18 protein-coding genes are annotated in these 17,883 nt (G+C 53.3%); 10 read left to right on the top strand and 8 right to left on the bottom strand.

The genetic code is table 11. From position 1 onward, the window contains the following. Positions 1-69: 69 nt before the first annotated feature. Complete coding sequence (locus SCARR_RS09955; RefSeq protein WP_136061437.1) at positions 70-402, bottom strand: type II secretion system protein; 333 nt, start codon at positions 400-402, stop codon at positions 70-72. Between the two features lie 177 nt (positions 403-579). Further along, positions 580-1,032, bottom strand: a complete 453-nt coding sequence (locus SCARR_RS09950) for a hypothetical protein (protein ID WP_136061436.1) — start codon at positions 1,030-1,032, stop codon at positions 580-582. A gap of 537 nt (positions 1,033-1,569) precedes the next feature. On the opposite strand from SCARR_RS09950, the gene SCARR_RS09945 reads away from it, so the two are divergent. Beyond that, complete coding sequence (locus SCARR_RS09945) at positions 1,570-2,199, top strand: response regulator transcription factor (protein ID WP_136061435.1); 630 nt, start codon at positions 1,570-1,572, stop codon at positions 2,197-2,199. A 345-nt stretch (positions 2,200-2,544) separates the two neighbouring features. Here SCARR_RS09945 and trpD read toward each other — a convergent pair whose 3' ends face one another. The 3 genes from trpD to SCARR_RS09930 form a co-directional block, all read right to left on the bottom strand. Further along, complete coding sequence (trpD, locus tag SCARR_RS09940) at positions 2,545-3,555, bottom strand: anthranilate phosphoribosyltransferase (RefSeq protein ID WP_136061434.1); 1,011 nt, start codon at positions 3,553-3,555, stop codon at positions 2,545-2,547. A gap of 103 nt (positions 3,556-3,658) precedes the next feature. Beyond that, a complete protein-coding gene (locus SCARR_RS09935) occupies positions 3,659-5,734 on the bottom strand; it encodes a SagB/ThcOx family dehydrogenase (protein WP_136061433.1) in 2,076 nt (691 codons plus the stop codon). After that, on the bottom strand, positions 5,731-5,934 hold the full coding sequence (locus SCARR_RS09930; protein ID WP_136061432.1) for a hypothetical protein: 204 nt from the start codon (positions 5,932-5,934) through the stop codon (positions 5,731-5,733). Before SCARR_RS09930 ends, SCARR_RS09935 begins: the two co-directional genes overlap by 4 nt. Positions 5,935-6,044: 110 nt before the next feature. Here SCARR_RS09930 and csm6 point away from each other — a divergent pair, with 110 nt between their 5' ends. From csm6 to SCARR_RS09900, 7 genes are all read left to right on the top strand, one after another. Continuing rightward, entirely contained in the window at positions 6,045-7,175 is a 1,131-nt protein-coding gene (gene csm6 / locus SCARR_RS09925; protein WP_168433205.1) for a CRISPR-associated ring nuclease Csm6, read from the top strand. Beyond that, positions 7,172-8,584 (top strand): Fic family protein, encoded by a 1,413-nt coding sequence (locus tag SCARR_RS09920; RefSeq protein ID WP_168433204.1) that lies wholly within the window; start codon positions 7,172-7,174, stop codon positions 8,582-8,584. Before csm6 ends, SCARR_RS09920 begins: the two co-directional genes overlap by 4 nt. Beyond that, a complete protein-coding gene (locus tag SCARR_RS28145; RefSeq protein ID WP_168433203.1) occupies positions 8,581-8,724 on the top strand; it encodes a hypothetical protein in 144 nt (47 codons plus the stop codon). The genes SCARR_RS09920 and SCARR_RS28145 overlap by 4 nt, the downstream gene beginning before the upstream one ends. A gap of 277 nt (positions 8,725-9,001) precedes the next feature. Further along, positions 9,002-10,789, top strand: a complete 1,788-nt coding sequence (locus tag SCARR_RS09915) for an AAA family ATPase (protein ID WP_136061429.1) — start codon at positions 9,002-9,004, stop codon at positions 10,787-10,789. Continuing rightward, on the top strand, positions 10,789-11,724 hold the full coding sequence (locus SCARR_RS09910; RefSeq protein ID WP_136061428.1) for a hypothetical protein: 936 nt from the start codon (positions 10,789-10,791) through the stop codon (positions 11,722-11,724). Before SCARR_RS09915 ends, SCARR_RS09910 begins: the two co-directional genes overlap by 1 nt. A 46-nt stretch (positions 11,725-11,770) precedes the next feature. Then, the gene (locus tag SCARR_RS09905; protein WP_168433201.1) at positions 11,771-12,505 is read left to right on the top strand and encodes a hypothetical protein; all 735 of its coding nucleotides are present in this window, start codon (positions 11,771-11,773) and stop codon (positions 12,503-12,505) included. After that, positions 12,498-13,280 carry a tetratricopeptide repeat protein gene (locus SCARR_RS09900; RefSeq protein ID WP_136061426.1) on the top strand — a complete coding sequence of 261 codons (783 nt, stop codon included), beginning with the start codon at positions 12,498-12,500 and terminating at the stop codon, positions 13,278-13,280. Before SCARR_RS09905 ends, SCARR_RS09900 begins: the two co-directional genes overlap by 8 nt. 169 nt (positions 13,281-13,449) lie before the next feature. Here SCARR_RS09900 and rplT read toward each other — a convergent pair whose 3' ends face one another. From rplT to SCARR_RS09885, 3 genes are all read right to left on the bottom strand, one after another. Then, entirely contained in the window at positions 13,450-13,806 is a 357-nt protein-coding gene (rplT, locus tag SCARR_RS09895) for a 50S ribosomal protein L20 (RefSeq protein WP_136061425.1), read from the bottom strand. A 16-nt stretch (positions 13,807-13,822) separates the two neighbouring features. Next, the gene (rpmI, locus tag SCARR_RS09890; protein ID WP_136061424.1) at positions 13,823-14,011 is read right to left on the bottom strand and encodes a 50S ribosomal protein L35; all 189 of its coding nucleotides are present in this window, start codon (positions 14,009-14,011) and stop codon (positions 13,823-13,825) included. A 207-nt stretch (positions 14,012-14,218) separates the two neighbouring features. After that, complete coding sequence (locus SCARR_RS09885) at positions 14,219-15,160, bottom strand: serine O-acetyltransferase (protein WP_222846250.1); 942 nt, start codon at positions 15,158-15,160, stop codon at positions 14,219-14,221. Positions 15,161-15,283: 123 nt separating this feature from the next. Between SCARR_RS09885 and thrC the strand changes: the two genes are divergently transcribed. Both thrC and SCARR_RS09875 read left to right on the top strand, forming a co-directional pair. Then, positions 15,284-16,663 (top strand): threonine synthase, encoded by a 1,380-nt coding sequence (thrC, locus tag SCARR_RS09880; RefSeq protein WP_136061423.1) that lies wholly within the window; start codon positions 15,284-15,286, stop codon positions 16,661-16,663. 77 nt (positions 16,664-16,740) lie between these two features. Then, complete coding sequence (locus SCARR_RS09875) at positions 16,741-17,874, top strand: ATP-binding protein (protein ID WP_136061422.1); 1,134 nt, start codon at positions 16,741-16,743, stop codon at positions 17,872-17,874. Positions 17,875-17,883 lie beyond the last annotated feature (9 nt).

Here is a 17,883-nt window from a genome sequence, read left to right as displayed (position 1 = left end):
TTTGCGGATTGTTGCTGCGACATTTTCGCGAGGGGCTCGAGTTTCTTCAATGCTGCGCCGGTTCAGAGATTAGTAAAGATCGCCTACGGTAAATTCATGATCGACTGTTCTTCCCGTAATATTGGTGAGACCTACATGACTGTTTCCAACGCTTAGCTGCTCAATGCCGCCCTTGATATAGTTCGTGATGACAGCATCGATTAGGGCACAATCCATTTGCATGGTATCCATGGCCCATTCCTCAACCATATTATTCACGAGGCGAACATTTATTTGTTTGGCCCTGTCCAAGCAATGCCGACGGGCAGAACTGAAAGAAGGCAGGGCAATCGATGCAAGCAAGCCGACAACGGCTATTGCAACCGAAATTTCGACCAATGTAAATCCGCGGCGTTGCTTCACGACAAAACCTTTTCTTGAAACCTAATTGAAGGTTAGCAGGATGCTATGTCGGGTATATACCACCTTAGTAGTAGGTGATCCTGAAATCGGGGTTAAGCGCAGGTTTAGCTATTTGCGCGAGCGATGGCGCTGGTGTTGCCGGTGCCTATAGATCATCGCGCACACAAACAACCTCTCTTATAAATTCGCAAGTTTCTCGGAGCCGTTGCTCGCAACCCCCGGCCGAACCAGCCGAACCTGCTCCCATACACGGTCATAATCGTTGTAAAAACGCAGCTCCAGCCACTTCGCGCCCCGCCCCCGGCCCACCTCGTAAAACAATGGTCGGTCGTCGTGGTAGAGTTTCATGCGCGAGAGTTCCATATCCACGCTTTGGATGCAGGCATTCCGTTTATGCACATATGGCGCAGATGGAGAGCCGTAACTCAGCTGCATCTTATAGCCCTCGAAGTAGGCCTTGCATTCGCGGTCTACGCAATGCCAGTTCCCCTGCAGCAGCCGCAGATCCGCGGGCAGCACCTCCGCCTGCGGCCGAGCCGAGCCTGCCTGCGGCACATCACTGCACCCGACGGCAAGGGCAAGCGCTCCGGCCATAGCCGCTCCAACCAAACATTCAAATTTAATTTTCATTCGATTTCCCCCTTAAAGCAACGATGCATAACTGAAAGTGAACACTACTTATACTTAATTAATATATCACTTTAGGGGTATTCGTTTCGTCGGACTAAGCCTGTATCTTGTGGGTTCTTTCCTTGAGCGACAGGGATATTTCCTTGACCGGAACGGGCTCCATGGCGATTGCACTTCTTGCCTTTGAAAAGGCCGTTTGCCAGTCGCCTCGACTCCTCATGGCCGCAGGCAAAAGAAGCCCTCCGGCCATCGCCATGATGCCAAATGGCCGCGACACGCTTCCATGAAATGTCTAATGTCACTACATGTGGGTCTAGTCCATCGAAGCGAATATCTTTAAAGGAAACTTTGATCGCACTACGGCCCAGTTGCTATTGTGTTTGTCTTCACCTTCGCGGTGAAGTAATGTATTTGTAATGCGAAAAGGGGGTTCCATACTATGGTTATGATGATATTGGAGCGCGGGGTTGATGGCCTCAGGGGGAATAAGATATGCGCTTGTGTTGTGCCATCCAACAAGAACGCCCGCAAATACGAATGAATTCAAAAACTACAATTCGAAAACCGGCAGTCGTCTACGTTGTTGACGATGATTGCTGTGTTCGCAAGTGGCTGTTGCGTTTGCTGGATCGTGCACGGTATGATGTTAGGGTGTTTGCCTCGGCGGATGAGTTTCTGGCGCGTGATCGCGACGGTTCCATCGAAAATGCTTGTCTGGTTCTGGATGTGGCGATGCCCGGGTTGAGCGGAATAGAGTTGCAGGAGGCGCTGGGCGAAGACAGCTTGCCGATCATCTTCATCACGGGGCATGGGGATATTCCCATGGGCGTGCGTGCCATGAAAAAGGGCGCCACGGATTTCTTCGTCAAGCCGGTCGCCGGGCGGGATCTGCTGGATGCGATCGAGGTGGCGTTGCGCAAGGACAAGGAGGTGCGCGCGCGGCGAGCGGAAATCGCGGAGATTCGGAAGCGCGAGGAGGTGTTGACCCCGCGGGAGCGTGACGTGATGCAGTTGGTTGTCACCGGCATGCTGAACAAGCAGATCGGCGGCGAGCTGGGCATCGAGGAAGGAACCGTCAAAATCCATCGTGGCCGAATGATGGTTAAGATGGGCGTCTCATCCGTGGCGGAGCTGGTGGGACTGTGCTCGAAAATAGCGGCGGAATGACACGACATACGTCTTTTTGCCGTCCTTCCCCCGTTCCGCAATCCCCGATTCCGTGTTGTCCCCATATCACTAAGGTTCAATGGCCTATGATCGAGGATTCGATGGAAAGGGCGCTGGTCAGCGCCTGTTCTTTTTGAGGTGGATGTTGCTGCGCCTCGTTGAAATGGCCTGGGACGCGCATGAACACGCCCTCTTTCGAGGCGGCGTGAACCCGTCGCGGAAACCGACATTCCCTGCATAGAGCACCAAGGCCGATGAAATCATGAAGGGCAGTTTTTAGGGGTTAGGTTTTAGGTGACGGGTGTTTTGCTGAACACCTAAAGCTTAATGCCTAGTGATGACTGCTCAGCCGTGTGACATCTTGGCGAGGGATTCGAGCTTTTTGAGCGCAGCGCCGGAGTCGATCGATTCGGCGGCGAGGGCGATCCCGTCCTTGGGATTGTCGGCTTTCCCTCCGGCCATGATGGCAAAAGCCGCGTTGAGCAATACGATGTCGCGTTTCGGTCCCTTTTCTCCGCGGAGCAGGGCATAGGTGAGTTCAGCATTTTCGGAAGGTTCGCCTCCAATGAGGTCGGAAGCATTGGCCATGGGGAGTCCAAGCCCAGCGGGCTGCACTTCGTAGCTTTCGACTTTGCCACGCCGGATTTCAGTGACCATCGTCGTGGTCGTTGTGGTGAATTCGTCGAGGCCGTCGTTGCCGTGGACGATAAACTGATAGTTCATGTCGAGTTGCGCACAGGCGTCGGAAACAATCGGCACCAGCTCGGGCTTGAAGACGCCCATGATGCCGTTCTTGACGCCGGCCGGATTGCAGAGCGGACCGAGAATGTTGAAGATGCTCCAGATGCCCAGTTCGCGGCGTGGGCCGATGACATGCTTCATGGCCGGGTGCAGACCGGGGGCAAAGAGGAAAGCGATGCCGAGCTCGGCTAGGCACTCCTCCATGCGCTGCGGGGTGTATTGAATGTTGACGCCCAGCTCGGAGAGCACGTTGGCGCTGCCGCATTTGCTCGATACGCCGTAGGAGCCGTGCTTGGCGACGGTGACGCCGGCTCCGGCGATTACGAAGGCGGCGGTAGTTGAAATATTAAACGTGTGCGCGCCGTCGCCGCCGGTTCCGACAATATCGACCGCATTGGGATCGTCGCATTGGATTTTGGTGGCGTTGGCCCGCATCACTTCCGCACAGCCCGCAATCGTTTCCGGTGTTTCGCCGGTTAGCCGGAGCCCGGCGATGAAGGCGCCGATCTGCGCTTCGGTGGCGTTGCCCGCCATGATGTTGGTCATGGCGGCGGCGGCCTCCGCGCGGGAGAGGGGTTCTTTGCTGATCAGTTTGGCAATCGCTTCTTTAATCATGATGTGTGCTCCGTCTTTCCAATGTCTGGAAGTTTTCTTCCAACGATTGGAAATGATATTCCAATGGCTGGAAGATTGGAAGGTTGGAAAACGGCGTTTTTGTTCAGGGGTTCTTTTTTACGCCGGTCGCCAGCAGGTAGGTGATGGCTTCTTCCTCAGGGGGGACCTTGATCAGCGCGCTGACTTCGTCGTCGAAATAGGCGCCGATTCCCGTGCAGCCCAGCCCCAGTGCCTGCGTCTGCAAATAGATGTTTTCGCCGATCATGCCCGCCTCGATCCCCGCATAGCGGAGACTGCGGTCCCCGTGCCGGTGGTCCAGCAGGGCGTTCGATGTCGTGAGCACGAAACATACCGCTGACCGACCGACCACTTCCTGGAAAAGCGAGGCGTCGAAAACCGTCCGGTGGAAGTCCCCTCTCTGGATTTGCGAAAGATTGTGCCGCTGCCTGTTATAGCAGTAGACCCCCGCTTCCAGTCCTTTGACCTTGTTGACGACCAAGTACAGGTTGAGGAGGCTGGGGCCCTCTATTCCCGGATCGGCGAGGTATTCCCCGTTTTCGTTTTTCACTCCGAACGAGTAGTAGAGCAGGGACGAAAGCTGGGCCATTGTCATGGCCTGGTCGTCCCAGTTCCTGACGGACCGGCGGTTCATGATGGAGGAGGGAAGGCTGCTTCCCGCCTGGTATGTGTCCGGCAAATCAACAATGGGCAGCGCGGGGTAGGATTTCCCGTAAATTCGGACGGTTGCCGTTGGGGCCACATATTGAAGCGGGCCCCCCAGTTCCAGATAGGTCTGTCCATGGGCAAAGAGCACCAGTTCGTCGGCTTTGCCCGAAAGCGTTTGCGGGGCCGCTTTGACGGCTCTTTCAAGCGTAGCCGGCCCGGCCTTTGTGCCTTTTCCCAGCGGGAGCAGCAGCAGGGCGCCCTCTTCGGCGTCGTCGACCCGCAGCAGGGCGTTTACGCGCCGGTCGTCGAAACACCCGATTGGATTGCCTTGGTAGCCGAAGGTTTCTGCTCCAAGCAGCGCGTTCTTGGCTACGTGTCCCGTGTCGAGCAGGATGTAGCGGTACGCTCTTTTTCCATATTTCCAGCAAGAGCGGTAGTAGTTTGCCGTATAGATGAATACAACGTTCGCGTTTTCCAGCAGGGCGGGCGACGCGACGGCGTTTTGGAGCTTTTCCGTCAGGCCGGGGTCCGGGTCGATCAGGTGGAGTTCGTGTTCTTTGATCAGGTAGTGGTAGAGGCCTGGTTCAATACCTTCGACCGTGTTGACCAGGACGTAGGTAATCGTGGGATAGAGTGCGCCGGCCGAGGGGGCCGACCGCAGGTAGTATTTGACGCCGGGATATTCGAGCTTGCCGGTTACGCCGTTGTTCAGCATTAAAACGGAGGAGAGCTCCGTTGCCGTCATTCTGTCCGGTTTGAATGCGCATACTGTTTTTCTCTGCCGATCGATGACCTGTCCCGTCTGGTCCGTCTTTTCCAAATCCGGTTGCGGCAGGGGCAGGTTGCGACCGGCGGGATAGGTTTTGAAGACCTCCGGGCGTTTCGACCAATCCAGTCCCCCGGGATTTTGGACGACATTCCACCGGGTGTTTTTGGTGGCGTTGTGGTAGTAGACGGCCAAGGGGGTTTTGTTTTTTCCGTCTTCAATGATTTGGCGGTCCACCGCCGGGGCGCTTTTCAGAACCGCTTGCCCGTTTTTTCCCTGTACCGGATTTGATTCGGAGGAACTTCCCGGTTTGCTCTGTTGCGGGTAGACAGAGATGGAATGGTTGCCGAGCTGCATTCCCATCCAAAAACAAACAATTCCCGCAACCGCGGCCGCCGCGAGTTTGCCTTTGAGGGCGGTTGCGGGTTTGCCGGGTGTCGGCGCGTTTGTCCGGCCGGGGCGCGGCTTGAACCGGATTCGTATCTGTTTGCGGTTCTGGTAGACATGGATACAGGCCAGCAGGCCGGCGACGTATCCGAAGAGGTAGTGGAGATCGAAGACCGGGAGGTGCTGGTTTGCAACCCAGAAAATGCCGAGTCCGGTTGTCGCAAGGAAATACAGGAGCAGCAGGAGGGAGGTGTAGGTATTAACCATGAGCCGGATCGGTTGCCTGCCTGAAAGCTTCATCCCGAGCAGAAAGGCGAACAAAAGCAGGGGCGGAGTGGCGATGAGTATGATGGTGGTCATGTTTTGTTTCCCTCAGGCATTGCTTCGGCACAGCCGGGGATGCTATTCGCTGAGTCTCCGGCTGGACGGGGTTTTGCATTCATTGCACCGATCTGCGCTTCGGTGGCGTTGCCCGCCATAATGTCGGTCATCGTCGCGACGGCCTCTGTGCGGGCGAGGGATTCGCTGCTGATAAGTTTGGCGACGGCATCTTTAATCATGGTCAGTGCTCTTGGTCAGATAATTGTGCAGGGTATGAAAATTGGAGAATGATTGGAAGTCGGAATGCGGGCCAGTCATTATGTTCCAAAATGTCTTAAGGAGCTTGCCAATGTGTTTAGTGAAGCTCTTAAATGGCGCTATGGGTGAATATAAGAATATTTTGATTGCTGGGGTGGGTCTTTCGCCGGCGGTGCTGACGAACACGGTTTGGGCGCTGGCCCACGAAAAGCCGCCGGTCGTTCCGGATGAGGTGGTGGCCATTACGACCGTGACTGGCCGGAAGTGTATCGAATCGCAGCTCTTGGATGGCGGTGGATGGGGGCGGCTGTGCCGGCAACTGGAAGCCGATGGCCTTGGAACCGGAGGGAAGCTGGCATTTGGTGCCTCGGATTCGATCCGGATTCTCGGGGATGGAAAATCCGACTTCGACGATATCGCCACGCCGGAGCAGAACGATGCGGCGGCGGATTTTATCCTGAAGGTGCTGCGGCAATACACCGAAGATCCGGGGACGCGCGTGGTGGCCTCCATTGCTGGTGGCCGGAAAAGCATGAGCGCCTTGATGATTTCCTGCATGTCGCTGCTTGGTCGGTCGCAGGACCGCGTGTGTCATGTTCTGGTGAACGAACCCTACGAACAGCGAATGGAACCGCCGTTCCTTTTTCCTGAAAAAGGAGTGAAGCACAAGCGGGGAGGGAAGACCTATCTTTCCGCCAAGGGCATGCCCGTCTTATCGGACATTCCCTTCGTGCGCGTGCGTGGCTGGTATGAAAAAGAGTTCCGAAGCATTCCGCCTTCCTACATGCAGCTCGTCCGCAAAGTGCAGGGTATTGCCCCAAGCCCCGCAAACTATCCCGTCGTCCGGCTGAATGCCCGACAGGGAACGATGTTGATTGGTAAAGCAGGCGTTGATCTGAGCGCGTCCGAGTTTGCCTTGGTTTACATCATGCTCAACCGTAGCAAAAAGAACCTCCCTCCTGCCGGTTGGCTCGATCTCGAAATTGACTTCGCGCAGTTGCTGGAATGCAAGGTGCCCGGAGGGGTCAACTGGTTCCATAATTTCAAAGATGCCGGAACGCCCGATTCCGAAGACTTCCGCAAATGGGCATCCAGCGCCCGTTCCAAGCTGCGGCAGGCCTTTGCGGAACCCGGTCTTGCGGAGCTGCTCCTGCCCTCGATGAAACGGAAAAACAAGCACTCGTATCCCGCCGAAAAAATTATCGTAGACGAACTGACATGAAGAACCTCAACGACATCATTGCCCTCGGCGAAGGCTTTACCACCGAATTCAAACGATCGGGAACCAGCCACCTCGGACGCGAACTCTGCGCCTTTGCCAACGCCACCGGCGGGACCGTGCTGATCGGGATTGCCGACGATGGAACCATCATCGGCATTTCAGACTCTAACCGCTTAAAATCAGAAATCCAGACCATTGCCCGCAGCATCGACCCGCCCATTATTATTGATGTTGAGGAAATTGAAGGCGTACTGCTGGTAACCGTACCTCCGCAAAACAGCAAACCCTATTCCCATGCCGGTAAATTCTATTTCCGCGACGGCGCATCGTCGCAGCAAATGACGCGCGATGAAATCCGGGAATACTTCTTCAAGGAAGGACTCATCCGCTTCGACGAAATGCCCTGCGATCGATTCGACCTCGAAAGTGACCTGGCCGGAAATATTTATCAGGAGTTCGCCAGACAGGCCGGAATTCCGGAGAGGCTGGATGCCCGGCAGACCTTGGAAAACCTGCACTTGATCCGGGACGGCAAAATGACCAACGCCGGGGCATGGCTGCTGACCGATGACATCCGTAAATACAACTCCTCCGCCCACATCTCATGTGCCTTGTTTCTGGGCTATACCAAAACCCGCATCCTCGACCGTAAGGATTTCGCAGGCAACGTCTACAACAACTATCAGGATTCCATCACGTGGGTGCTGAGCAAGCTGAACACAGAGTTCATCATCGAAACCATGACGCGCGAGGAGCGTCCCGAGCTCCCCGAGGCCGCGTTGCGCGAAGCGATTGTCAACGCACTGGCGCACCGCGACTACCGCTCATCCGCCAACGTGCAGATCTACATTTTCGAAGACCGCGTCGAAATCGTCAGTCCCGGCGGACTGCCCGCTGGAATGACCCCGGAACTGCTGGGCGTGAAGAGCATTCCCCGCAACCCGCTCCTCTTTGGTATGCTCTACCGCATGAACGCCGTCGAGCAGGTCGGCTCCGGCGTACGCCGCATCCGCGAAATTTGCCGCGACTACCATGTCGCGGAGGCGGAATATGAAATCAACGAGCACTGGGTAACCCTCTCCTTTCAGCGTCCTAAACTCAAAGATGGCATGCGGATCGAGGATGACGCCTCCCAGCAAGTAACCCAGCAAGTAACCCAGCAAGTAACCCAGCAAGTAGATAAGCTGCTGGCTGCCTGTAAAGGTGGGGAATTCAGCCGGTCTGAACTGATGAAAAACGTTGATATGAAGGATCGGGTAAGTTTCTCCAAAAACTATCTGGTTCCGGCCTTGGCTGAGCGGTTCATCGAAATGACCCAGCCTGATGCGCCACGCAGTCCAACTCAAAAATACCGGCTGACTGAAAAGGGAAAGGCCGTACTGGATAGGAAGGGGGAGCCGGAGTCATGACCCTCGAGCTGCTCGGCATCAAGAACAACCCGCTGCTTTTCGGCATGCTCTGCCGCATGAACGCTGTCGAGCAGGTCGGCTCCGGCATACGCCGCATCCGCGAAAAAGGCCGCGCCCTGATTGCTGGATTGGAGGAATAATCGTAGACGACGCATCCTGCTTCGTTGCGAATGAAAAAAGGGGAATTTGATTAGCCGCGAGAGAACGCAGGGAAGCGCAAAGGAAATTTGGATAAAAGGAATAGGATGGGTCAGAAAAGATCGTTTGGAGGGCGACGCTTTGTCGGAGCCCAGCAACGGACGGGGCTCCAACGGAGCGTCGCGCTCCACACAACAACATGCGAGACGTCAGCCGACGTCAAAAATTCGGCAAACCGCAGGATGGTGTGAGACAACAGTGACGTCAAAAGGAATAAACATGAGTGCAGAAAAACAAATCGCAAAAATCACGAGCATAACCATCGAAAACTTCAAGGGCATCGGTGCGCCTGTCACCATTCCCCTGAAGCCGATCACGCTTATGTTTGGTGCGAACAGCGCGGGGAAAAGCACCGTGCTACAGGCAATACTGTTGATGAATGATTGGCTGCAACGGCTGGGACCCGATCTGGACACTCTATCGCTGGGCGGGGACAAGATTCATCTGGGAGGATTCAAACAGTTTGTCCACCGGCATGATGAATCTAAAATGGTGAAAATTCGTGTTGAGTCTTCTCTTGTGAGAAAGCAACAGCCGTTCTCTCCTATTGATGGGAAAAAGCTGCCTTGTTTCCCCGAAGTATTCAAACCCTCGAACCAAGATGATTTCGCGACTGTAGATTTAAATAAGCTGGAGGATCTTCAAACCTGTTTCGTTGAGATCTGGTTTGGCCGCGCGTATTCGGAAAAGAGACCGTATATTGTGCAATATAGTGTTGGATTAAACGGCACCTGGATTGTCTCACGAGATATTATGTTTTCAGTTCGTCTTAATCCTTTGCATCCTGTGGTTGTAAATATTTCTAGACAGAATGATGGACTGCGAAAAGCGATTACTCTCTCAAATATTGCGGACAGATCGTTTATAACGGCCATGTCTAAAATTTGTATGGAAGAGCTACTTAGCTCAGATTTTTCCCCAAGGAAGGCATGTATTCCATCGGGGTGGACTGTTCCTTATGAGTTACAGTTTTCGGAAAGCGAATATTACGAGGCATATAAAGAAAATCCGGAGACCTTTCTGAAAGCCGATATTGATGAGAGAGGGATTACTGGTGTGGATTTGAATCCATTGGCTCATTTAGTCTCGCAGTTACTGTTGGGCGTTGGGGAGACTGTTAGTGAGGCACTTTCGAAGCATATTCATATTGGCCCCTTGCGCATGGTTCCTGAGACCGGTCGAGTGGAGGAATGGGAAAAAACATGCTGGTTTGATGGATCCCAAGCCTGGATGGAAATATTGAAACCTAGATTAGGCATTACAAAGAATGATGAAATGACGGAAGATGAGGCGGTTAACAAACTTGTTGAGTGTTTGGATTGGCTAGCTAGTGAGCGAGAACCAGATGAATATGGAGCGCTCATCAAGACTGGTTTTTTCCTCGAGGTAGTTAAGTTGGACTACAAGGTGCAATGCAAAAACTCCCAGCTGCTTGATGTGGATGGCCAATGGATGCAGTACTTGAAGGGTTTGTCCAAGAAGCGAGGTGCGAAGCTCATCGCATCTCAGGTTGCCGAGATTCTGGCCGAAATAAAAAAGGCACCCGTGCAGCGGGAAGTGGTATTTCTTGATGCCAGCAACACCGAGCTTCGCCCAATAGACTTGGGAACCGGTGTCTCCCAATTGATGCCGATTCTTATTGGTGCCGTAGTAGGCGGCGGGGCGCTGTCGATAGAAGAACCGGAATTGCACCTACACCCGGCCATGCAATGTGATTTAGCCGATGTTTTTATCATTCGCGCGAATTGGGGTAGGGTATCCATTCTCGAAACCCATTCCGAGCACATCATTCTCCGTCTGTTGCGACGGATGCGGGAAACGGCGGCGGGCAATGCGCCAGAAGGCAAGGAGCTGACGCCGGACGATGTGGCGGTGCTGTATCTTGAACCAGCGTCAGACGGTATAAGGGTGACCGAGTTGCGGGTCGATGAAGAAGGGGGATTTGTCGACGAGTGGCCGAATGGATTTTTCGAGGAAGGTTTCAATGAAATCATTGGAGGTCTATAATGTTGGCCCGTTTCGCGCTCGATCCTGACGCGGTCTTGGCGGCAAGCATCGGCGAACACCGTCGCCTGATACGGGAATGGTTGCGGTACGGAGTTCTTTTTCATAACGGCAACACGTTTGCTGACTCCGAATTGGCAGGTATCCTGAACCAGCTTCCGCAATCCAAACGCATCCTTTGGAAGGAAATATTGAAGAAAGCTTGGATGAAGCCTGTTCAGGGAAATTGGCCGGGATTGGAAAAAATAGAAGATCGCATTAACACCGCTGAAACACTGAATGGCATGCTGGATCTCATTTTTCTTGAAGAAACCCGCTTGGAATATGTTCAGGACGAAATGAAAGAACTTTGCCCTGATATCGAACTGGATCTTTTGGAGGATATCGACAACTCCGTTGCATTTCTACGAGCACATGAGCTTGGAGAAAAACGGACAGATGAAATCCGCGTGCAGGAATTGTGGAAAGAGCGTTTCGCCTTACCAGCTTCGCTTTGTCGGAATATAATCATTGTGGATCGCTTTGCCCTTTCCGATGGGGAAGGGATCAACGGACTTGAAGCTTTCTTGGTCATGCTCGACGGTTCAGCAAAGAAAGCGAATGTCACTTTGTATTCATCGTTCGGAGGCAAGACCAACCTTACTGAAGATGATGCCCAAAATCGTGTTGCACAAATAAGCCGCGAACGTTTGGCAAGGGGCGGAGTCGGAGAGATTAATCTGTTTCTAACCGACTCTCGGGAATTTGGAAAAGTCGAACATGACCGATTTATCAAGTTCGACCATCTGGTGTTTGAAGTTGGATCGGGGATGGCGGTATTCAACGGGAGGCATTCAAAGCAATCGAATTTTTCTTCAAAGATTGATCAGGACGGTCACCGCAATACGGTCAAAGAACTCCATTCACTTTGCAGCAGAACATATCCGGTATCCGTTTAGTTTGCTGCGAGTGAAATATGTAGGAAAGCTTTGGCGGGGTGGTTAAATGAAATGTAGGTTGGACATTATTGATTCTGAGAGTTGGCCAACAGAGGCCGTTAATGTCGTTAGAAATAAGCTGAAGTCATTTGGAGGCGATGAGGAATCCATAAATAAAATCTCCAGCAAGCTGGTCAACCGTGATGATGACGAGGTGACTCTCTTTTTTAAGACGCAGGTTCGAGAGATCGTTAATCACATTTCTGGTTTTGTTGCGTATCACTGTTGCCGCCCCTTGAGTGTCCAGAGTTATCGAGATCATGGCTTGCTAGTAAGAACGGATGAACGGTTGCGGGCCTTTGCCCAAAAATACGTGGGAGATGTTTCTGGGTGGGAGACTGCTTGTGATGAAGTGTTAGCCCTATACCACGGGCCTTATCGAAATCATTGGTATGACAATACAGCAGGTCTCGGATTCGTACCCTTTGAGAGCTACGCGAAAAGTGGAAGCTATTTCCTGTGCGGCATTTTTGAACGTTTGGGCGCTATGGGTAAAGAGCGAAAACGGGAGCTATTTGAGAATACGAAGCCAGTTTCGATAAAATGTGAATTACCCCGTGCTTGGGTTGTGGGGGATGAAACAGATGGCGATTTACTGGGGTCTTATGTTGAAGAGTTGTTGCTTTCTATAATTGCCCATGAGTGTGGGCGGGAAAGGGAAATTTTTAATCCCTCGGCAATTCATTTGTTAGTCGATTTGCCACCAGATAATATTCTGGAAATCAGGTGCTTGAATGCATAGTGAAACCATCAATTGGAAACTCAGCTTTGTGCTGGAGGATGGGCGCACGCTGATTACGGACAGGTGTATCCTGATTGATGACCGCTATGTTTTCGTTGACCAATTGCCTCCGGAGGGGAGGTGCGGTCAATATCGTCGTATGCAGGAATACTGGGCAACGCCGTTTGATGAGCGCTTTGGTTTTTCCGAGCTGACGGTTCGGAAAGATGGCCACTACATTGGTCCAGAGGGGCTGGTTCTGAACTCGAAATATATTTCGTTTCTGTTGCAACGGATCCCGGAGCCGGAACTTTGGTTCGCAAAAACCGGTGGAATTGAAGATGCTGTTTGTATCTTTAGGGGCGCTGATAGAATTGGCCTGCTGATGCCGTTCAGCTCTCCCCCTCCTTTTTCTGCTAAACTTATTGCTCAAGCGCAGGGCGGGTGTGCTTCGTCCCAGTATTATTTGGGCTGTTATTATCGGTTGGGACGTGCTGGTGCGCCCAGAGACCTTGCCGAGGCGCGAACGTGGTTTTTAGCGGCTGCCCGACAAGATCATGCTCAGGCAAACTTCCAGTTGGGTGTCATGTATATTCAAGGCGAGGGAAGTCCTGAAGATCATGAAAAAGCGTTGGAGTTTATTGATCGTGCGGTAGGTCTGGGCTGTAAGGAAGCAACATCTTGGAGAAACGGATTGCGCGACGGCAGCATACCCACTCTTACGGGTTTTATCGAAGCGATCAGGAACTATTGTCGGGATCGCGGTCTGAGCGACGACGATGACGCGATTCCATAGCCCGGATTGTGGCGACATTCCAACGGCTGAGGGAATGGAAGAAATAATATGGAGTGCGGCGGCTGGACGTCGCTTTAAAAGCGCTGTCGAGCCAGCGCACTCCAAAAGTGCACACAAAAAAAGAGCGCCGGTGAGGACGCTCTTTGCAGAAAAGCTTGGTTTGCTGAATTTAGCAGACTTTGGCTTTAGCGGTTTCAACCACTTTGGTGAAGCCGGCCGGATCGTGAATGGCGATCTCGGAGAGCATCTTGCGGTTGAGTTTGATTTCGCATTTGTTCAGTCCGTCGATGAAGCGGCTGTAGCTGATTCCATCCATACGGCAGGCCGCATTGATGCGGACGGTCCATAAGCGACGGAAGTCGCGCTTCTTGTGCTTGCGGTGCACATAGGCCATGGCCTGTGCGCGGTCGACGGCTTCGGTCGCCGTGCGGAAAAGCTTACTGCGAGCGCCCTTAAAGCCTCTTGCGAGTTTCAGGCGGCTGTTTCTTCTGTGGCGCGAGGCCGGTCCATTAGTTGCTCTTGGCATGATTGTTCTCCAGCAATTAGATATACGGGGTGATGCGCTTCATGTCCGACTTATCGACGATGTCGGAGCTGCGCAGTTTCCGTTTGTGTTTACGATTCTTGTTCGAGAGGATGTGGCTTCCACCCATGTGGTTCCGTTTCAGCTTGCCGGTACCGGTTTTGCTAAACCGTTTGGCTGCACACTTTTTTGTTTTCATTTTAGGCATAATAACACCGCTTTTTTATTAAATTGATTCCGACGCAAGCCTTCTGGCTCGCGCAAAAGAGGGTTATGTATAGGGAAACGCCCTCGGCAAGTCTAGTGTTTTTTTTGATAAATCACCCGATCTGGCGCGGGCTTCCTTCGACGCATAGAATCAGCCGTCCCCGCGCGGGCCGATTAACTGAAAATTGCCCGTGCCTGTGGAGGCGGATTAGATGCCGGCGCCGCAGATCGGTGTTTCACGGGTTTTGATGGTTACGCCTCCGTCAATGCGGGTGACGAGGCTGCCTGCGGGCGTGCTCTGCATCAGGAAAACGTTGCCGGCCACCACCGTGCCGTGTCCAATCACCGTGTCGCCTCCAAGGATGGTGCTGTTGGCATAGACAATCACATCATCCTCCACCGTCGGGTGGCGCTGGATGTGTTTGATCGGGCGCCCGTGTTCGTCGAGCGGAAAGCTTTTTGCACCGAGGGTCACGCCTTGGTAGAGTTTAACGTGGTTGCCGATGTGGCAGGTTTCGCCAATAACAACGCCGGTGCCGTGGTCGATGAAGAAGCCTTCGCCAATGGTCGCGCCCGGATGGATGTCGATGCCGGTGAGCGAATGGGTGTATTCGCTCATGATGCGCGGGATGAGCGGTACCTCGAGCTTGTAGAGCTCGTGGGCGATGCGGTGCGAGGTGATGGCGACGAGGCCGGGATAGGCCAGCTTGACTTCGGCATAGCTCAGCGCGGCCGGGTCGCCGTTGTAGGCGGCCTTCACGTCTTCAATCAGCAGGGTACGAATGGCGGGCAACGCGTCGAGGAACCGGTTCACGATTTCGGTGGAAACCAGATAGAGGTTGTCGATTTCCGGCCGTTTTTCATGCAGGTCGGCGGCGCCCATCCAGCGGAAGGGGAGGGCTTTTTCAATTTCCTGTTGCAGGGTTTCGGCGGCGTTTTCGAGCTGATTGATAAAAAAGGTCTTAAAGTCGGCGGGTTCGGGAATATGCCGTCCGGGAAACAGTACGTCGAAGAGCAGGCGCAGCGCCTCGATCACCTGGTCGAGTTCCGGATGCTCCCAGAGCGGGCGGTCGGGCAGGTCGGCATCACCTGCCGTGTAAAGCGGCATGAGCTCTTTCGCCGTTTTCTCGATTTGCTTGATCGTATTCATTCCGCAACCTCGTTTCAATTGTCCAACAAGCTAGCGACCCCCTGCGTTGGACGCAATTTTATTCTTTAATCCGGCTGACTCATGATTAAGTATCCCACCTTACATTTTTTTGAGGATTCTATTATGAACTATATTAGCACGCGCGGGCAGATGGCCCCCATTGGATTTCAAGATGCAGTAATGACCGGGCTCGCGCCCGACGGCGGCTTGCTGCTGCCCGAGCAGCTTCCAAACGTTACCGAAAAGCTCGACGCGTGGTCGAAGCTGTCGTATCCGGAGCTCGCCTTTGAAGTCATTCGCCTGTTCGCCACCGACATTCCGGCGGACGATCTGCAAAAGCTGGTCAATGATTCCTATGCCGCGTTCGACCACCCCGAGGTTGCTCCTTCCGTCGCTGTGGGCGAATTCGAAATTCTGGAGCTTTTCCACGGCCCGACGCTGGCGTTCAAAGATGTGGCCCTGCAGTTTCTCGGCAACCTGTTTGAATATATTCTGGAGAAACGCGGGGGCAGGCTGAACATTCTCGGCGCCACCAGCGGCGATACCGGAAGCGCGGCCATCCACGGCGTGCGTGGCAAACCGGCGATCAATATTTTCATTATGCACCCCGAAGGGCGCACCAGCCCGCTGCAGGAAAAGCAGATGACCAGCGTGCTCGACGATAATGTCTTCAACCTCGCGGTCGACGGCACCTTCGACGACTGCCAAAACATCATGAAAACCACCTTTGGCGATGTGGGCTTCAAGACCGAACACTCGCTCGGCTCCGTCAACTCCGTCAACTGGGCGCGCGTGCTCGCGCAGACCGTCTATTATTTTTATGCCGCCTTCAAAGCCTTGGAAAAAACCGGTGCCAAGACCGTTCAATTTTCGGTGCCGACCGGCAACTTTGGCGACATTCTTGCGGGCTACCTCGCGCAGCGGATGGGATTGCCGATCAGCAAGCTGATCCTCGCCACCAACGAGAACGACATCCTTTCGCGCTTCTTCAACAGCGGCACCTACGGCATGGCCGATGTGGTTTCGACCATCAGCCCGTCGATGGATATCCAGGTGGCCAGCAACTTTGAGCGCTACCTTTATTATAAGGCAGGGCAGGACGCCTCCAAGCTTGTCGCCCTCATGGACGGCTTTAAGGAAAACGGCTCGCTTTCCATCGAGCTGAACGAAAGCGGTGCGGTGGACGACCTCTTTGTGGCCGGGCGCGGCGATACCGCTGCGACGATGGCGACGATCAAGAAATACCACGACCAGTGCGGCTATGTGCTCGATCCGCACACCGCCGTCGGCGTCTACGTCGCCGAGCAGTTTAAATCCGCTGACGCACCGACCATCTGCCTCGCCACCGCGCATCCGGCCAAATTCACCCAAGCCATCATCGATGCCATCGGCAAAGGCGTGCACCACCCAACCCTCGACGCCCTAGCCGACGTCGAAACCCGCTGCGACGCCATCGCCAATGATGTTGATGCGGTGAAGGAATATCTCGTTGGGCACATCTGATAGCGGAAATTTAAACTGAGTTAAATTATGTTAAAATATGATTGCGATCTAATTAAAACATAATATAACTAGATTTAATGATTCGGAGGTTTATAGCTGAAAAAATGGGGACGCGCTTTTTTAAGGGAAAGGCGTTGATTCTCTTTGGCCCACGCCAGTCGGGAAAGACCACTTTGGTTGAAATGATTCTCAAAGAGCGGAATGAACCGGTTTTGCGTTTAAGCGGGGATGAAGCAGATGTGCGAGAACTGTTCAGCAATGCAACCTCTACAAGACTCACGGCGATCGTTGGGCAAAACAAGATTGTCTTCATTGATGAGGCTCAGCGCATTCCAAATATTGGCCTGACGCTAAAGCTGTTCACGGATCAGTTGAAGGATCTGCAGGTTATCGCCACCGGGTCTTCAGCATTTGAATTAGCCAGTCGGGTACAGGAGCCGCTTACAGGTCGGAAGTATGAGTATCACCTCTACCCGCTGTCGTATGCCGAAATGGCGGCGCACCACGGGATGCTGGAAGAGCGCCGACTGCTGGAACATCGGATGGTCTATGGATATTATCCGGAAATTACTACCCATCCCGGAGAAGAGCAGGAGCTGTTAAAGCTATTGTCCGGGAGCTATCTGTATAAGGATTTGCTGATGCTGGAGCAGATAAAGAAGCCGGTCTTGTTGGAAAAAATCCTAAAGGCGTTGGCGCTTCAGCTGGGCAATGAGGTTTCATACAATGAGCTGGGTAGGTTGGTTGGGGCGGATATTCAAACCGTAGAAAAATATATTGATCTGTTAGAGAAAAGCTTTGTGATTTTCCGGCTTCCTGCCTACAGCCGGAACGTGCGAAACGAAATCCGGAAGGGCCGAAAAATCTACTTCTACGACAATGGAATTCGAAATGCCATTATCGGAAGTTTCAACCTATTGTCGCAACGAACCGACTCCGGAGCCCTTTGGGAAAATTTCCTGATCAGCGAGCGGATGAAGGCCCTCGCCTTGCGTGATGTGGTATGCGGGCGTTTCTTTTGGAGGACGACCCAGCAACAGGAAATCGATTATCTGGAAGAGCATCAGGATCAGTTGTTCGCTTATGAGTTTAAATGGAACCCTTCCAAGAAAACGAAAATTCCAAAAACATTCACTCGCGCGTATCCGATGAGCGAGGCCAAGGTTGTGACACCGGATAATTTTGAGGAGTTTGTGCTGTCTTCGGAATGATGGCCGTTC

Source organism: Pontiella sulfatireligans (genome assembly GCF_900890705.1).
Taxonomy (GTDB): domain Bacteria; phylum Verrucomicrobiota; class Kiritimatiellia; order Kiritimatiellales; family Pontiellaceae; genus Pontiella; species Pontiella sulfatireligans.
This window is presented reverse-complemented; position numbering and strand designations above follow the sequence as displayed.

What these genes read in the sequence shown, in the direction of transcription:
- SCARR_RS09950 (WP_136061436.1), bottom strand. Translation starts at nt 1,032, where the DNA reads ATGAAAATTAAATTTGAATGTTTGGTTGGAGCGGCTATGGCCGGAGCG.
- SCARR_RS09945 (WP_136061435.1), top strand. Translation starts at nt 1,570, where the DNA reads ATGAATTCAAAAACTACAATTCGAAAACCGGCAGTCGTCTACGTTGTT.
- trpD (WP_136061434.1), bottom strand. Translation starts at nt 3,555, where the DNA reads ATGATTAAAGAAGCGATTGCCAAACTGATCAGCAAAGAACCCCTCTCC.
- SCARR_RS09935 (WP_136061433.1), bottom strand. Translation starts at nt 5,734, where the DNA reads ATGACCACCATCATACTCATCGCCACTCCGCCCCTGCTTTTGTTCGCC.
- SCARR_RS09930 (WP_136061432.1), bottom strand. Translation starts at nt 5,934, where the DNA reads ATGATTAAAGATGCCGTCGCCAAACTTATCAGCAGCGAATCCCTCGCC.
- csm6 (WP_168433205.1), top strand. Translation starts at nt 6,045, where the DNA reads ATGTGTTTAGTGAAGCTCTTAAATGGCGCTATGGGTGAATATAAGAAT.
- SCARR_RS09920 (WP_168433204.1), top strand. Translation starts at nt 7,172, where the DNA reads ATGAAGAACCTCAACGACATCATTGCCCTCGGCGAAGGCTTTACCACC.
- SCARR_RS28145 (WP_168433203.1), top strand. Translation starts at nt 8,581, where the DNA reads ATGACCCTCGAGCTGCTCGGCATCAAGAACAACCCGCTGCTTTTCGGC.
- SCARR_RS09915 (WP_136061429.1), top strand. Translation starts at nt 9,002, where the DNA reads ATGAGTGCAGAAAAACAAATCGCAAAAATCACGAGCATAACCATCGAA.
- SCARR_RS09910 (WP_136061428.1), top strand. Translation starts at nt 10,789, where the DNA reads ATGTTGGCCCGTTTCGCGCTCGATCCTGACGCGGTCTTGGCGGCAAGC.
- SCARR_RS09905 (WP_168433201.1), top strand. Translation starts at nt 11,771, where the DNA reads ATGAAATGTAGGTTGGACATTATTGATTCTGAGAGTTGGCCAACAGAG.
- SCARR_RS09900 (WP_136061426.1), top strand. Translation starts at nt 12,498, where the DNA reads ATGCATAGTGAAACCATCAATTGGAAACTCAGCTTTGTGCTGGAGGAT.
- rplT (WP_136061425.1), bottom strand. Translation starts at nt 13,806, where the DNA reads ATGCCAAGAGCAACTAATGGACCGGCCTCGCGCCACAGAAGAAACAGC.
- rpmI (WP_136061424.1), bottom strand. Translation starts at nt 14,011, where the DNA reads ATGCCTAAAATGAAAACAAAAAAGTGTGCAGCCAAACGGTTTAGCAAA.
- SCARR_RS09885 (WP_222846250.1), bottom strand. Translation starts at nt 15,160, where the DNA reads ATGAATACGATCAAGCAAATCGAGAAAACGGCGAAAGAGCTCATGCCG.
- thrC (WP_136061423.1), top strand. Translation starts at nt 15,284, where the DNA reads ATGAACTATATTAGCACGCGCGGGCAGATGGCCCCCATTGGATTTCAA.
- SCARR_RS09875 (WP_136061422.1), top strand. Translation starts at nt 16,741, where the DNA reads ATGATTCGGAGGTTTATAGCTGAAAAAATGGGGACGCGCTTTTTTAAG.